Source organism: Quyinboa sediminis (assembly GCF_042219855.1).
In the GTDB taxonomy this organism is placed as follows: domain Bacteria; phylum Bacteroidota; class Bacteroidia; order Bacteroidales; family UBA5342; genus JBHJHP01.
In genome coordinates this window covers 235237-252702 of the sequence record NZ_JBHJHP010000001.1, presented here as the reverse complement: position 1 = coordinate 252702, position 17466 = coordinate 235237, and the positions used below count along the sequence as shown (strand labels likewise).

General features: G+C 41.3%; 5 protein-coding genes and 1 tRNA gene. 1 reads left to right on the top strand and 5 read right to left on the bottom strand.

What is annotated here, in order from left to right:
- Positions 1-84: 84 nt before the first annotated feature.
- Genes ACE1EF_RS01150 through ACE1EF_RS01140 form a run of 3 tightly spaced genes read right to left on the bottom strand, consistent with a single transcriptional unit; the run spans position 85 to position 11393 of the window.
- Positions 85-1791: a hypothetical protein gene (locus ACE1EF_RS01150; protein ID WP_375718763.1), complete on the bottom strand. Its 1707-nt coding sequence runs from the start codon at positions 1789-1791 to the stop codon at positions 85-87.
- Positions 1792-1826: 35 nt separating this feature from the next.
- The gene (locus tag ACE1EF_RS01145) at positions 1827-3857 is read right to left on the bottom strand and encodes a hypothetical protein (RefSeq protein ID WP_375718762.1); all 2031 of its coding nucleotides are present in this window, start codon (positions 3855-3857) and stop codon (positions 1827-1829) included.
- A gap of 3 nt (positions 3858-3860) precedes the next feature.
- A complete protein-coding gene (locus ACE1EF_RS01140) occupies positions 3861-11393 on the bottom strand; it encodes a hypothetical protein (protein ID WP_375718761.1) in 7533 nt (2510 codons plus the stop codon).
- Positions 11394-11935: 542 nt separating this feature from the next.
- On the opposite strand from ACE1EF_RS01140, the gene ACE1EF_RS01135 reads away from it, so the two are divergent.
- On the top strand, positions 11936-13726 hold the full coding sequence (locus tag ACE1EF_RS01135; protein ID WP_375718760.1) for a glycoside hydrolase family 2 protein: 1791 nt from the start codon (positions 11936-11938) through the stop codon (positions 13724-13726).
- A 117-nt stretch (positions 13727-13843) separates the two neighbouring features.
- On the opposite strand, the gene ACE1EF_RS01130 is transcribed toward ACE1EF_RS01135, so the two are convergent.
- Positions 13844-13916, bottom strand: a tRNA-Lys gene (locus tag ACE1EF_RS01130).
- A 183-nt stretch (positions 13917-14099) separates the two neighbouring features.
- Complete coding sequence (gene uvrA, locus ACE1EF_RS01125) at positions 14100-16898, bottom strand: excinuclease ABC subunit UvrA (protein WP_375718759.1); 2799 nt, start codon at positions 16896-16898, stop codon at positions 14100-14102.
- Between the last annotated feature and the right edge of the window lie 568 nt (positions 16899-17466).

Here is a 17466-nt window from a genome sequence, read left to right as displayed (position 1 = left end):
AAAACAGATCCGACGATCTGCGATGGTTATTAGATAGAACTTGTATGAAGTATATACCTCCCTAAAACATGTTACTGTATTTCTTTATAATATAATCCTGTACCTGAACTCACCCATCAGTTCGGAAAATGAACGGTTTTGTCCAAGGTTCTGAAGAAAATAAAAGTTAAGGGACAGGTTTTGCTTTTTAAATGTTTGCATGGAAGCTGAAACACTGTTGCTGATACCAAAATTACCGGTTCCATTTTTAACGCTTGTCAGCACCAGTGAAAGATTGTACCCAGCATGCAGCTTATTATTCATGAAATTTCTCCTTGCACCAATCCCGGGAATTATACGCGTCGTAGTAAAAAAAGGCAATACATATCGATTCATGCTAATACCTGCATTTAAAGTTAGTTCCTGCCAATCAATATCGAACTGATCCGACAGGCAGAATGTGACACTGGATAGTGTTTTGGTTTTTGTCAGCTCATTGATATTCATTCCAGACATATAATTTAGCATGACTGTAGATGTATGTTCCTTTTCGTTATACATGAATTTATACATAGTTCTTAACCCCAGCTGTCTGTTAACCTGGTTAACCAGCAAGGTATCCAATGTTGGTGCTACATCGCGGGTAAGTTTTGTGCTGAAATTTGAAAAACTAAAGTTAAAGATCATATCTTTTGAATGGATATAATTCATATATAGTCCGCTTATGATACGGCGGTTATTGGTTTGTTTGGTATTCAGCACATTGTTCCATTCAAATCCAAGGGGAAAGCGGACCGATAATTTTTGGTTCAGCACTTTAAATGCAGCAGATAACTTTAACTGTTGTACATCGTTTTTGAAAAAGTACGTCCCCATGCTCATGTAATCCGGTTCTATGCGGTCGAATGACAACTTCAGTAAAACATTAGTTACATCAATTTCTTTTTCTCGTATGCTGAATTTAAAATCATTGAGCTTGTATGCCATATTGGTTTGCAGAGCCATCAGATACTGTGTGGTTGTTCTTTCTTTCAGTAAAAGCCCGGGAATTTTTACCGGGGAAAAAACCCCGCCCGAATATGTACTGGCTGTAATATCATTGGTATAGGCACTGAACCCAAGATCAAAATGGAATAATAACCGCTCTGTCAAGGTTTGTTTTACGGATACTGCAACCACCGCATTTTCAGCTGGTGTAGTTCGTAATGCAGGATTCAACCTGTTGATGGAATTGCTATCGTCTTTGGCTTTAAAAATGATCAGATCCACATAACTCCTGTCTGTGCCATACCCCAGTTTTATACCAAAACCTTTTCGGGTATATTGCGGAATAACTGTTGCATTACCCTGAAAATCCGAAGGATCAATTTTGCGGTTAAACCGTCCCCAGTTAAAGCCGAATCTTAATTTACCGGGCGTCAGTTCTACTCCCATTCCCAGGAATCGGTGCCCTGAGAGGGCCAGCGGTGAATAATTAACACTTGTATTTCCAAAATGCAGCTTTACCCATTTATATTCAGGACTGATACCCAGCCGGTTGAAATTCTGCCGCAAACGGCTCTGATAGGTTCCAAGAGAAAAATCTACTGGGATGTATAGTCCATTCACACTGAATGTCGGTCTCCCATACACGTTAAAATTAAATCCGGGACGTCTTGCGAAATTCTGACTGGCCGAATAGAAGGTCAGCCTGGAATTGATGCTTCCCGATATCTCAACGCTTTCCTTTAACCCCCTCCATGTTGTAGGAATTTCAGGCCAGTCCAGCTCAAACTGAGCAAATGTCCCCCATGGTATTAACAGTAATGTCAAAACCAGAAGGTTCATTTTATGGACAAAACGGCCTTTCATTCTTCTTCTCTAACAATTTCAATTTCTACATATTCCGGTGTACTGAAATACCATCTGGAGTTGTATGTTTTCAGCATGTACCGGTATGCATTGCCCTTCTTAACAGAGCGATCCGTAAATTCCATGCTCTCAGCAGAAAGTTGTCCTATATCCCGTACATTTCCTGTTGCAGAATCAGTCCGCATAAGGTAGAATCCTTTTATATCTTTATAATCAGGTCGTTGCCAGGATATAATCACATGATTATCGTCATTCAATACCGCGCTCAAGCCAACCGGTGCCGGCGGAAATTCATCAGTATTATACGTCAGTGTGAAAACTTCAGACATCGGACTTTGGTTACCGGCTTCATCCACAGCCCTGACAGCAAACCTGTATTTACCGGAATTTTGTATTTCAGTTTTAAATGGGGATTCCACTGTTTCTCCGGCCTGCGCCATCTCATTATCATCCATCGCCATAAAGATTCGATAAGTAGCCAGGTCATCCTCAACAGCTTTGGTCCAGCTTAATTGTACCTGATTACCGTTTCGGGTCAGTCCTGTTATGATGGGAACCTGAGGAGCCACAATATCAGGCATCCGTGCTTTCACCATTTCAGAAGGTAAGGAACGGTTATCCAGGGAATCCACCGCATAAACCACATAGCCATAGGTTGTTTGAGAAAGCTGTGACACGTTATCCAGATAAAACGTATCGGCTATTGCAAATGTATTCAGTAACATTCGCGAAGTAAATGCATCATCGGCTGCACGCTCTATCTCATAGCCTTTTATATCAGATTCATTGTTCGGTGTCCATCTAATAGTTATTCCGTTTGAATCGGATTCAGCCACAACATTCATTGGTGCTGAAGGTGGACTTAAATCATAAAACGTAAATACGAGCGTATCAGAGGGTTCACTTCTACTGTTCTGATTCAGGCTGACCACATAATAGAAATAAGTGTTTTCCCGATCAATGTCCGTATCAATCCAGAATGGATTTTCTGCAGCCGGCGATTCAAATACTGCTTCGTATGAAGATTTCTTTTGCAATGATCGGTATATGGCATACCCTGTTATATCCTTTCTACCGTCCCATGCCAGCTTCAGGTTCATGCCCATTAAACCGGCCCGTAAATTAAGTGGCGGATCCGGTAACACATCTGCGCCGGTGGTAACACGGACAGTTACTCCGGGTTCACTCTCTATACCAAATGCATTTACACCTTTAACGTAGTAAAAGTAACTTTGACCATACGTGAGGAATTTATCCAGATACTCCTCCGTTTCTGCCACAATTCCTTCCACATCTGTATTGACCCGAACCGGCAAAATGCCATAAAAATTCACCTGTTGATAGCTTCCAAGCAACTGGTCTGATCTGAACAACCGGTACGTTACCAGGTTCCCTGAAGAAAGCAATTCCCTGTTGCGATCCCACTGTAACCGGTTCATACCGTCCAGTCCCTTCCCTTCCAGACCACTTACTTCCGGTACAACATCATACTTATCAGGGTTAATCGCAGGTGTTAAGCCTATTTCCTTTTCAAAACCATTGATGACCGAAGTGATCCTGTAATTGTATCTTTCACCTGAGACAACCGTTGAATCCACGTATATTTCACCCAAGAGATATCCCAGCTTCGGGTTAACCAGGCACATGACTTCCATAAATGATACAGCCTTTGGGTCAGACAGCAGATTCTGATAAGCTTCCTGGGTGATACCGCCGTTAATATCATTTATTCCGAACAGCTGCAGAAACATACCGGTTTTAAATCCGGCTATTTCACGTATAGTTGCATTATCAGTTATCAGCTGCAATGGTGTTTCTGTTAGTAACTCCCATTCAGTGCTGCTTCCAGACTGCCGGTAAACATTATACCCTTCCAGCCCCACGGAGGGTTGTCCCTGCCATCTCAGGTATATACCATCTTCATTTACAAATGATATAACTGGAGGAGATTGTGCAGACACCATTCCCGTCAACAAAACAGTAACGGTCAACATCAAAAGTCGGATATGCCACTTAATTTCTGTCATATTCTATAAATTAACTCTGTAAGTAACATCTACATCCACATCACCATCGTACACCCAAACATCGTAACTGAAACCGGCATTACCTTTTACTTCAAGGAAAGAAGGATTCGCTTTCAGGCTCAGTCCCAAATCCACACGACCGGAAATAATATCAGCCGTTCCCATGGGTGTATCCAGATCCACATTCCAATGTCCGTGAAATTCAGCGCTGGCATCAAGCGATTTGGTATCAACCACATAAAGAACATCCATGTTAGCTTTCACTGCCAAATCAACGATGGCTGAAACAACGGCAAGATCAATTGTTTTATTAAATTCATAACCGAGCTCACCTTTAAGTTTAAAGTGCTCTTTCGTAACGTCGATTAAACCTTCAGCCTTGATAACCTGTAAAACAGAACCCTCCAGCTTGTCGCTCCAGATATGTGGATCATTTGCAGCAAAAAGGAAGTTGATTTTACCATTGAATAACAATATCTTTCCTTCGGCATTTGGAATGCCTATAAACATACGTGAATAGCCATCTACCTGTACTCTCGGATCCCACATCAGGTTCATCTGGCCGTCACCATACAAGGCATCCTCCTGGCTCAGCAACCAAACCTTTCCATACAAAGAGAATTTACCCGGAACCAACACCATTTCAAGATTACTGTTAAAGACTTCACCGCCCGGAATGTTTCCCAGTCCCATGATCGCTTTAAAAGAGAAACCATCATTGTGCGAAGGCGATCCTTCCTGCTCTCCGATTGGCGGATTATAGTTGTATCCCAGTCCTCCTCCAAGTTTCAGAACTGAAAAACCATATTGCGGAACCTGAATTTTGGTTCCAATAGTGAGTTGTGTGTACCAGTAACTGTAATCAATGTCCTTATCATCTTTGGTATTTCCAACCACAATCATTCCCTCAATACCATTCTCAATAACTTTTTTAATACCAATCGTAAAGTCACCTTTAAATTCACTGGCAGAATAATGGAACTCACCGTCGAATGAAACAGGACCTTTATCGAAATGTATCTTAGCTTCCTCGAAATTGACGCTTACGGTTGGCCCCGGAGCCAATTCAACACTACCTTTTAGCTGATCAATACCGATTCTCGGAAAACTGAACCCTCCACCAAACATGAAACTGTATTCTTTTTTGGCCAGTTTAAAGCCCAGTTTTTCCACATACAGGTCAAAGCCTGATCCAAATTTTATAGCCTTTTCTATGGTTATTTCGTCAGCCTTGATCAGGCCCTCTGAATTGATCTCAAAACCTGAGAGATCAACTTCACCGAATTTCTGCGATACCATAAAGGCGTTCAGTCGCAATGAACCAACTTTTTTCTTTGTATCCCAGCTTAGGCCGCAACCGTTTTTCAGGGTCATCGTTACACCAAGGCGCGGAATGGCTACCGGATTCTCGGTGGCCAGGGTAGCAGCGAATTTATCCTCAGCCCATCCAATGGATGTTTCAATTTTTCCTTCCATCGGAATCGGTAAAGCCAGTTCCCCGTTAATCTCTGCTTTAACAAGTGAACTATGATCGAATCCAAGCACAAATTTATTGGCTGTCAGATCATAGCCTGCAAAACCTGTTTTTAATAGCGTACCTTCGTAACTGATTTCGCCACCAAAACCCATAGCTGTATTTCCTCCTTTGGCCAAATCAGTTCCAATATAAAACTCGGATACACTGAGCGTGGATTTATCCTCCCCTTTAGAGAACTGTTCCGGCAATTCAAGTGAAGCTGTATGAATCACAACTCCTTTAAAGGTTTTGGCAAATGTTCCGGGACTCTTATTGCTGTGCCAGTCGAGGGTAAATGATGAACCTTCTTTCAACTTAAATCCTTTCACTTCAAATGACGGGATATTGCTTATGGTTCCCATGAAATCACCGCTGGGTTCTGCTTCGGCATAAAACTTCACGGGATTTTTGATCAATGAATCTTTTTTCACATCGCCGCCCAGACCGGCACCGGATGTAGCCGTAATGACCAGTGAGTCAATGGAGAAATCAAAGCCAAGTATTCTGCGCTTGATCGGATTACCCGATGCCCCCCACGATACTTTACCTGCTACTGCAGTAAAGTCATCGTCTGACCCTTGCAATTCTACATCAGTTGCAGTAAGCCTGACCTCCTTCAGGGCGCTTAAAATATCCACGTTGCCCTGACCAATATCTACTTCCAGTTTTCCGCTTCCGTTCACCGGTTCATTGGGATTAAACGGTTCATCCATGGCAATAACAAACAGGCTGGAAGCTGATCCGATCTTAAATTTCTGCGATTTCTTAGTGGAATAATCCTTGTCATCTTTTGCCGGATCACCAACATCTTTATACTTATCCTCCACTTCAGCTGTTAGAGTGACAGAGGTATCTTCCGGCAATTCTTTAATGGTTGTTCTGGCAATGCCATACAATTCGGTCTTATCCTGTTCCGGCTCAACTTTAATATTAGCCAGAGAAACAGAGAATTCTACATTCTTATCATTAACAAAATCTTTCTCTGCATCCTGTAATCCGGCAATGCCATGAACAGGTGCAGCATAAGCTTTTTCACCTTCATCACCTGTTTTTTCGGGGAATTCTTTAATGGCATCATCGGCCGATCCTCCATCTTTGAAAAGCTTTTTCGTTGCTTCCCATGCAAACTCAGGCACACTGGAAGAAAAGCGTTGAATAGCAATGCTTATCGGGGCTTTCGCAATGCATTTCTCAGTCTGTCCTCCCCGCTTCCATGTCACTTCAATTTCAAATTCAGCAAAACCATTTCCAAAATTAAACTGTGTTTTTGCGTAACCTTCAGGATCTGTCGTAACTGTTGTTGAAGTATTTCCACCTTCAAAACCATAGTTTTCCGATGCACCTTTTTTCAGTACTGCCTTAAATTCTATTTCCTCATCGTTAAGCCCTTTATGGTTTCCTTTTACAACACGGGCTTTAACCTCCAGAGAAGTATCAGGTACACCGGTCAGTTCTTTGGTGACCTCTATCATTATACCTGGTCTGACTTCTGTAATTTTTTTATTGCTTACAACATCGTCTGTTTCTACTTCTGAAGGATTATATGCAATGATCAAATCAAAATTTTCCTTATCCTTCGGTTTTTCAACATCAGGCGTTTCCCAGAACATTTCGGTGAAATACCTGTGACTGCTATGTACCTCTTTAGCTGCCCATGAATACGTTCCAAGATCCCGTATCTTTTCAGGTCCCTCCGGCGGGAATACGTCACAATTGTCCTCAGTTTCGCAGCCATATTGTATTAAGTCAAAATCATTTTCAAATTTTGCAATCATACGTACAACGTCCCTGGATAACAACGGTGCATCATCAGGTATCACAGGCCACTCTTTCCAAAGCGGTTCCCCATCCTTATACATCAATGCAATGGTTCTGGGTTCTGCTTTATCAATCTGAAAAATATCTTTCTTTTTCGGCGATTCATCTTTATCGAATAAAAGTGTAGCCACACAGCTGGCTTTAAAATCCTTGTCATCCGGTTTTTCGTCTGAGGCTTCTGTATTTCCACCCACAAGAATCGGCGTCCTGTCCAACGGATATTTTAAAGTTTTAAATAAAATAGCCGGTTCCTTATCATTTTTACGCCAATCGTCTGATACCTCATCGTTTGCGGTTAGTTTTAGTTTTACTTCAAAATCAACCGAATCAAATTCTCCCTTCAGATAATCCTGTAAATCTTTTTTATTCTTATCAAGCCGTTCTTTGGCCTGCTTCAATGCCTCTTTCGACTCTTTTATCAGTTTATCTTTTAGATTTAGTGCTTCCTGTATGGCATTGCTAAGTTTTGTTTTTTCATCTTTTGCATCTTTCAGCTTGCTCGTTAGTTCATCCAGAGACTTTGCTTTTGATTTGATATCTTCTTCATTATTGATCTTATCGTTAACCTCGCCCTGTTTCTTTTCACGTTCTTCTTTGGCTTTTTCCAGTTCCTTTTCTGAATTCTTTTTCAGTTTCCGCTGTCGTTCAATGGAAGAAAGGATTTTCTCCAGGCGTTCATTTTTAGCATTTAAACTGTCCCTGAGTGTCCCATCAAGATTTTTTGCTACGTCGTTCCATTCTTTCCAGGCCGCATCCTTTTGCTCCTTCACAGTGTTCACCCTGCGTTGAGCTGATCCCAAACTGGATGAAGCAGATGATATTTTTTGTTCCTGTGCCGGGATTTTAGTGTCCTTACTTAGTTTAATATCTGCATTTAGTTGATCTATTTTCTTTTTCGTTTCATTTACATCCGATTCATCGTCCTTAGCATTGGCACGGGTCAGGTCATTTCTTGCTCTGGCCAGATCCTCCTGTAAACCATCAAGCCTGATCCTTTCCTCTGCCAGTTCGTTCTGCCTTGTAGTAAGTGTGTTTTGAGCATTCCGTAGAATTTTTTCTTCGTTTTCAAGCTCTGTCATTTTTTCCAACAAAGCATTTCGCTTAGCAGTCAGCAGAGAGTCCTCCTTCTCAATTTTATCTTTAACTTCTTTAATTTCATCTGCTACTTTAGTGCTGTCCTGAATCAGACCGTCAATCACCTTTTTCAGGGAATCCACATTGGCAGTTTTATGTGTTATCTTATCCTGAACCTTTTGCTGTTCATCCAGGTAATCCTGTGCCTTTTTAGTTTTTTCTGTTTTTATGTCATCATCAAGTTTCTTTATTTCATCTTCCAGACCCGGAATAAGATCTGATACGTCTTTATATTTAATCAAATCTTTACTTACCTGATCCATCAGATTAACCAACTTACCCTGTACAGCAGCTTTTTGGGCATAGGCTTTATCCAATGCTGCTTCAGCGGCTTTTACAGAATCTTTTCTTTCCTCAAATTTTGACGGATTTTTTAAGATTTCCTCCAATGGTGGCGGTATATAATACACATGGAGCCCTTCAGCGTTTTTACCATCCGGAGGATTTTTTAATTTGTTTAATTCATCATTCAGACTGTCAATTTCATGCTGAATATCTGTGCTGTCACGCCTTAAGGACCTGGCTCTTCCCCTTAATTTCTCAGTCTTTTTCTCAGCTTCCTCAAGCAACTGATTAAACCTTTCAATCGCTTTTTTAATGGCTGTTATCTGTTCTTCAAGTTGTTTTATTTCCTTGCTCAACAGCTCAATCTCTATTCTGTATCGGGTTGTATCATTCATATACCGGTTCAGAGAATCTGCAAATGCTTCCAGTTTTTCGTATCCACCGGTATTTTCAAGCCTCAACTTATGCAACCGGTTCAGATATTCTTCGCGGTTTCGTTCCAGATCATTGATGCGTTTTTCAATCAATTTATTCAGCTTTTCCTCAGCCTTAAGTAAGCGTTCATTAATTTCAGCCAGTTCATCAAGCAACGTATTCTTTTCTTTCTGTAAAGCCTCCATCGCAGAGTTGTATGCACTAAGCGCTTCCTGATATGCTTTCTGTGCCTGATCCATCTGCCGTTTAACAGGAACAAGATTAACCTCAAGAATTTCAAGGTAACTTCTCAGGCTGTCAATGGTACGCTGAGTTTTTAAATCAAACAGGTAATTTGTCTGACTTAAACCATCTACTGTTGATTTAAATCTTTCTCCCGACGACAACACAATGCTTAATGCATTTTGGCAGGCCTGGTTGTCGTTTTTACAAAACCCTGTTAGTTTATTGTTGAACCGGTTCAGCTGATCACTGAATGCATTAAAATGTTGCTTCCTGTCATTAGCATCTGAACCAACAAGTGCGAGCCTTGCCTCTACCTCTGCTTCTTTCTGTTGGTCGTAATATTTATCCTTATTGGCTGATCCATAATACTGCCATATAAACTGAATGGCTTTCTGACGCCAGTCTTTTTGTCTTTTCATAAATTCACGCGTGTCTTTATCACGCATCATCAAAGTTTCCAGGTTGACAATGTTTCCTGAAACGGCTTCAATTTCAATATTCAGTATGTTGTAAGCATCCCGATATTTTTTTAATTCATCCCAGGCTTCAGCTAAAATTTTTCCCAGACGTTCTGATTCATCCAGAATCTGCTGATCTTTTGCCGCCAACTCCTGCATTTTACGTTCCTTCTCTTCCAAAATACCGGCAACGACGGCTTGCTGAGTTTTTTCTTCTGCTGTCGGTTCACCTTTTAATACGTTTTCAAGGCTATCTGTTTTACCAAGATTTTCCTCTATCACAGCATTTACACTGTCTATTTTATGTTGGAACCTGTTGATCTTCTGAATGGCAAGTTTCATTACCAGGTTTAGAGAATCAAGTCGTTTATTTTTGACAACCAATAGAGAATCCTTTTCCTTCAAAATACGCTCAGATTCTTTGATTTTGTTTTTTAGCTCTTCAATCCTGTCTGGGATGGTTACTGTAGTATCGGTATGAATCTGTTTCAGGCTATCATTTATACCGTTCAGTTTATTTTGTAAATCATTTATTTTTTGTTGAATGGAATCAATTTTTTCAACTTTCGGTGGTTTATTTAATGTTCCCGGACCACTGACAATCTGCCATTGAAATTTCTGTACATTATCCCTGACCACATAATTTGTCACGGATGTATCTTCACTGCTGCAACCGAAACATTTGAATTTAACCAAATCGTAATCAATGCCTTCTGCACGCAACGGAACAGCCCTTGGATAATTAAATTTAGAATTATCCTTCAGGATCATACCCAACGAGATAGGTGTACCCTCTGTTACCACTGTATCCACCTGCGAACAGTGATTGTCAAGTTCCTCACCATATACTGTTGGAGGTGGCGCATCCCTTGGATCATCCCCTTCATCACCAGGCCTTGTCCGGGTTGAGTCTCTTCTTTCTCTGGTTATTGTATGCCCGACTGTAAACGTTGAGATTTCCGAATAATCTGATAAAATATACTGACCACAATATTCCACAATGCGCACCGACCAGGCATACAATCCGGGAATCAGCGAAATCATATCTTCCGGCCAGAGAAACTGGGTGGTATTTCCAGGATAACATTCTTCAATTATCGGATCATTTACATAAATTGCCTCTGCCGGAGACTGGTTTTCGAGTACTTCAACAATGATCAGTTGATAGTCAAAATATCCCCTTGAGGGATCCAGAAACGAAGGCGTCCATTGAAATACAGTGTTGGCCAGTTCATCCGGTTCAAACAACATGGCATTGTTGGGATAAATAAGATAGGTTGAACCTATACCGGAAATATAAAAATCGCTGCAGAAAGGGGTTTCCGATATTGGCGTTCCATCGGCATCAACAACAGAAATACAAAGACGATAATTATCTTCAGGAAGTACATGCAACCGATTCTGAACTTGCATATATGCATCCGAAAACATAAGCTGATCTACAGGTAAAACCTGCATGACAGACAACTCATTGTATCCCGGGAATAGTGAAACTGATTCAGCCGATTCCATATCCGTAATGGCCACTTTTTCCTGAAAACTGTTCTGAAGTTCAACCGAAAGCTTTACATCTACGGAAGAAGTTGAATTGTTATACGCGCTAACATGGAGCAGATCAGGTTCCTGATTCCAGTTTAAAATAAAGGGAGAAGGATTAGGATTCATGTACACTTCTAACTGTACATTCTGTGCATAAAAAGGGAAAACACAAAATATAAAGATAAGCAACGTCAAAGACGAGACCCGAAAACATGAAATATTGATACCGGTCATATTAACGGTTAACAGAGGTTTTTAATCATCTATTAATGAGGAGAATTACGGGGAGTAAATTGCAAATAACAGTATCCTTATTTAAACTGATTATAAAGTTACAAAAAATAGAAGCCGGTGTCAATAACAAATTTTAACAACTACTAAAAATTCAATTTTACAAATTGACCCATTAAGTAAATCCAGTAATGAAATAATAAAAAAGCCTGTGATTCCGGTGCCCACGGTATATAAAAATTGTTGAAATAAATCCATGAGCAGTATGTTCCTTTTATAATAACTAAAACCTGCAGATTAATGCAGACATCTATATCTGCTGTTTATAGGTTTAGAACATTTTTTAAATGGTAAATTTGAGGACATTTATACCGGTACCTTTTGTATATTGCACAAAAATGGTTCGTCCGAACATGAATCACAAAAAATTATATCAGATGAAAAAATTAATTCTATTTCTGACCGTCTTGATGCCACTAACTGTTTTATCACAGGATAAACTGATCCAGAATGTTTATGCAAGGAACTGTCAGTCGCTTAATGGAAGCTGGCACTACATTGTAGATCCCTTCGATAATGGGTTCTATGATTACCGGCTGAATGAAAATCCCAATGGATTTTTTAAGAATAAAAAGGCGCAGAGCAAAACAGACCTTGTGGAATACAATTTTGATACTTCCCCGCTCATGGTTATTCCGTCGGACTGGAATACCAGAGATCCTAAACTGTTTTTTTATGAAGGAAGTGTATGGTTTAAAAAAGATTTCAATTACCACCCTAAAGATGGATATAAGACCTATGTATATTTTGGTGCGGTAAACTATGATGCCAAAATTTATCTGAATGGCGAGAAAGTGGGTGAACACATTGGAGGGTTTACGCCTTTCAATATTGACATTTCAGGAAAAGTGAAGGAGGGGAAAAACTTTATTGTGGTCCGGGTTAATAACGAGCGCCATCCCGAGGGTGTTCCGACCATTAATGCGGACTGGTGGAACTATGGAGGGATGACCAGGGAAGTGATGTTGATTGATGTTCCTGAGGTTTTCATTCGCGATTACACTATTCAGCTTGAAAAAGGCAAATACAACAGAATTACAGCTAAGGTAAAGTTAAACAAAGCCACTCCCGGACAAAGCATCGCGATTAACATTCCTGAGTTGAATATTTCGCTGGCGAATTCAACGGATGAGAACGGGTTCGCTACCTTCTCTATTGCTGCCAGGCCGGAATTATGGAGTCCGGAAAATCCGAAGCTGTATAGCGTGGTTATTAGTTACAACGGTGAAGAAATCAATGATCAGATCGGATTCAGGCAGATTGAAACAAAAGGTAAAGAGATTCTGCTCAATGGCAAGAAAGTATTTTTACGCGGCATCAGTATCCACGAAGAGGCCCCTTTCAGACAGGGACGCGCATGGTCAACGGATGATGCCAAAGTGCTGTTGGGTTGGGCAAAGGAACTGGGGTGTAACTTTGTACGACTGGCACATTATCCGCATAATGAACATATGGTTCGTGAAGCTGAAAAAATGGGGCTTATGGTATGGTCGGAGATCCCTGTTTACTGGACGATACACTGGGAAAATCCGGCAACATACGCCAACGCTCAGGCACAGCTTGATGACATGATCAACCGTGATAAGAACCGCTGCGCCATCACCGTCTGGTCCATCGCTAATGAAACACCGCATAGTGATGCACGCGATCAGTTCCTGGCAAGGCTTGCAGAATTTGCCCGCATAAAAGACGATACAAGGCTGATTAGTATGGCCATGGAAGTGACAGGCCAGTCAAAAAACCTGAGTAAGGTGGAAGACAATATGAATAAGTACGTCGACATCATCAGCTTTAACAGTTACCTGGGTTGGTATGGCGGTTCAATAGACGATATCAAGACCCGCAACTGGGAAATCCCATATGATAAGCCATTTTTTGTAAGCGAATTCGGAGCCGGTGCATTACAGGGGAAGCACAGTGACGGCACCGAAATCTGGAGTGAAGAATACCAGGCGAGGCTTTACGAGGAAACCCTGAAAATGTTTGACAAGGTGGATGGATTTTCAGGTACCAGTCCATGGATTCTGGTGGACTTCTACTCTCCCCGACGCCTTCTCAATAATATTCAGGATTACTATAACCGCAAAGGGATAATCTCGGATAACGGGATTAAGAAAGAGGCGTTTTATGTGTTGCAGAAGTTTTATCAGCAGAAGGCGGAAGAATAATACTAAAACCATTCTTTTTCCCTTCTAACTTTTCCAATCTTTTCCAAAGTTTGAAACTTTGGAAAAGGTTATATAAAAAAAGAGACATCCAAAATTTGAATGTCTCTTTAAGTGTTGTGACTCAGCTGGGGCTCGAACCCAGGACCCCATCCTTAAAAGGGATGTGCTCTACCAGCTGAGCTACTGAGTCTACACATTTTTTTTACCTTTCACTTTTTGCTTTCCTTAGCCACAAAGGCTTTTGAGAGGAATGCCCTTTTTGTGTTAGGCGGTGCAAAGATATATTAATTCATATTACTCACAAATAAAATACTGCAATTTTTCAGAAAATATTTACTAACCCAAAACTAAATTCCTGCTTTTCAGCATCTTGTTAATTCAATTTTTTTGCAAGAAATTTTGCCGTATATGAGATTTCGTCCGTACTTACTTTTTCCGGTGTTCCGCAGACCACCAGATTGCCTCCCATATCCCCTCCTTCCGGACCGAGGTCAATAATATGATCCGCACATTTGATAATCTCCATATTGTGCTCTATAATCAGGACCGAATGTCCTCTCCTGATCAGGGCATTAAATGCTTCCAGCAACTTGCTGATATCATGAAAATGCAAGCCTGTAGTCGGTTCATCAAATACAAACATGGTGGGCTCAGGCTTTTCTTTGGATAAGAAGAAAGCGAGTTTAACCCGTTGGCTCTCACCACCGGATAAGGTACTTGATGACTGTCCCAGTTTGATATACCCAAGCCCGACTTCCTGCAGGGGCAACAGTTTCTTTACGATCTTTTTTTCGGTAGAACCTTTGCCGGAACGAAAGAAAGTAATCGCATCATCTACTGTTAATTCAAGTACATCGTATATGGAGTGATCCTGGTATTTTACTTCCAGAATCTCCTCTTTAAAACGTTTTCCACCACAGGACTCACACGGAAGATTAATATCGGCCATGAACTGCATTTCAATGGTTATCTCACCTTCACCCTGACATTCATCGCAACGACCACCATCTACATTAAATGAAAAATGAGAGGGTTTAAAACCATTTACCTTCGAAGCTTTCTGTGCAGCATACAATGCCCTGATCTCATCGTAGGCTTTCAGATAGGTAACCGGGTTTGAACGCGATGATTTTCCGATAGGATTCTGATCCACAAACTCAATATCCTTTAGCATGTGCATATCACCTTCCAGGGATGCATGTTCTCCTGTTTTATCTGCAGATCCTCCATACCGTTTTTTCAGCGCAGGATATAAAATGTTTTTAACCAACGATGATTTCCCTGAACCACTCACACCGGTAACCACAGTCATTACCCCCAATGGAAACTTCACATCAATACCATTCAGGTTATTCTCCAAAGCCCCTTTTACTTCAATAAAGTTATTCCACCGCCTTCTGTGTACCGGGACTGGTATGGCCTCTGCACCGGTCATATATTTTGCCGTATAGGAATCCACTCCGGTCAGTTTTTCCGGTTCACCCTGAAAAATGATGTTACCACCCAAACGTCCGGCATCGGGACCAATATCAATAATGTAATCTGCGGCTTCAATAATCTCTTCATCATGTTCCACAACAATTACCGTATTTCCAAGTTCCTTAAGCTTCTCAAGCACGCCAATCAACAGTTTGGTATCACGTGAATGCAGGCCGATGGACGGTTCATCCAGAATATACATGGAACCAACCAGGCTGCTACCCAGCGACGTTGCCAGGTTAATGCGCTGAGATTCTCCACCGGATAAGGTATTGGACAGGCGGTTTAGGGTCAGATAACCCAGACCAACGTCCAGCAGAAACTGCAGACGATTCTGAATTTCCGGTAACAGTCGTTTGGCAACTTTTCGGTCCCGCTCATCAATCTCCATACTGTTGAATACCTCATGAAGATCCCGTATGGACAGATTCACCAGGTCGTTCATCGCATATCCACCAACCTTAACATACGAAGCCTCTGTTCTTAGTCGTGTACCGTTACAGGATGGACACGTTGTTTTACCGCGATACCGTGCAAGCATTACCCTGTACTGTATTTTATATTGTTTCGATTCCAGGTATTTGAAGAACCTGTGCAGCCCGTGAAAATATTTATTACCGGTCCACAGCAGTTTACGCTGTTCTGCAGTAAGTTTAAATACAGGTGTATGTACCGGAAAATCGAATTTGGATGCGTTGTAAACCAGCTCATCCTTCCATTCGCTCATTTTTTCTCCTTTCCAGCATACCACCGCATCGTCATATACCGATAGGTTCTTATTTGGAATAACCAGGTCCTCGTCTATTCCGATAACTTTACCGAAACCTTCACATTCCGGACAGGCACCCAACGGATTGTTAAAGCTGAACATCTCTTCCGTCGGCTCAATAAATTCCATGCCATCGGCTTCAAACTTATGTGAAAATGCCTTTTCAATCACCTTATCGTCCAGGTAAACCTTCACAATACAGTTTTTACGTCCTTCAAAAAAAGCGGTCTCCACAGAATCCCGGATACGGCTCAGGGAATCCTGATCATCGCTTACAGCCATACGGTCAATAAGGATCAGACATTCGGAACATTTTATCTTTTTGTGGTTTTCGCTCTCCAGTTCTTCTGTAATGCTGTAAAGTTCTCCACCCCTCTCAATTCTACTGTATCCCTGCTTGTTCAGAATATCGAGCTGCTCGGCATACGAACGGCCTTTAGGTATGATAAGGGGAGAATAGACGGCAAAACGTGTACCTTTTTCAAAGGTCATCACATAATCCACCACATCTTCCACATTATCCTTTTTCACCTCTGATCCTGATACCGGAGAATAGGTTTTACCAATGCGGGCGAACAGGAGTTTCATAAAATCATAAATCTCGGTAGAGGTACCAACCGTTGAACGTGGATTACGGGTATTCACTTTTTGCTCGATGGCAATAGCCGGCGGTATCCCTTTTATGAAATCCACCTCCGGTTTATTCATCCTGCCCAAAAACTGTCTCGCATATGACGACAGACTCTCCACATAGCGCCGCTGCCCTTCCGCATACAGGGTATCAAACGCCAGAGATGACTTACCCGACCCGGATAATCCTGTGATGACCACCAGATTCCGTCGTGGTATTTTAACCTCTACGTTTTTCAGGTTATGAACCCGTGCTCCTTTAATATGAATGTATTGATTTTCGTTTTCTGACATCGTCCTGAAATAAACCACAAATATAACTAAGATCGGATATGATAACGAACAAAGGCCGTGAAGGGTTTAAATTAATTAAAAATGATGAATTAGGAATTTATTCACTCTCTGCCACAATATGGCCGGTTACTGAGTGTACCGATGCTAATTGGTATGTATCGAAGTAACCATTTATTCAATTTGGAATGACAATAAATGAATGAACAATGAAAAATGAAGAAAATTCGCCCTGATCTTCCCCTTTCAGCGTGCCGCCAAGCTATAACGGAGAAGCAAAAGGGACTGAGTGGTAGCGTTGGAACGAAATTGATTATGAATAACTGTTGTCCCGTAAAAGACTAAATAAAGGGTTGAAACCCTTTTGTACGCAGTCTCCAGTAACCCCGGCATTACCGCGTGTCGCCTTAGTATTAGAGGTGGCACAATGCCAGCGTTACTTGTCAGGTCCATACTGCAGGACTTTAGTCCTTATGTTCAAGTTTTTAATAATCAATACGTTGTGTTTTAATGCCAATCACTGTAATCAAAAGATCTAATTTACACTGGCACTGTTAATTACAAATCAGGA

Bases quoted from the DNA above. Each gene is read 5' to 3' on its own strand.
- ACE1EF_RS01145 (WP_375718762.1), bottom strand. From the start codon at position 3,857: ATGACAGAAATTAAGTGGCATATCCGACTTTTGATGTTGACCGTTACT.
- ACE1EF_RS01140 (WP_375718761.1), bottom strand. From the start codon at position 11,393: ATGAATCCTAATCCTTCTCCCTTTATTTTAAACTGGAATCAGGAACCT.
- ACE1EF_RS01135 (WP_375718760.1), top strand. From the start codon at position 11,936: ATGAAAAAATTAATTCTATTTCTGACCGTCTTGATGCCACTAACTGTT.
- uvrA (WP_375718759.1), bottom strand. From the start codon at position 16,898: ATGTCAGAAAACGAAAATCAATACATTCATATTAAAGGAGCACGGGTT.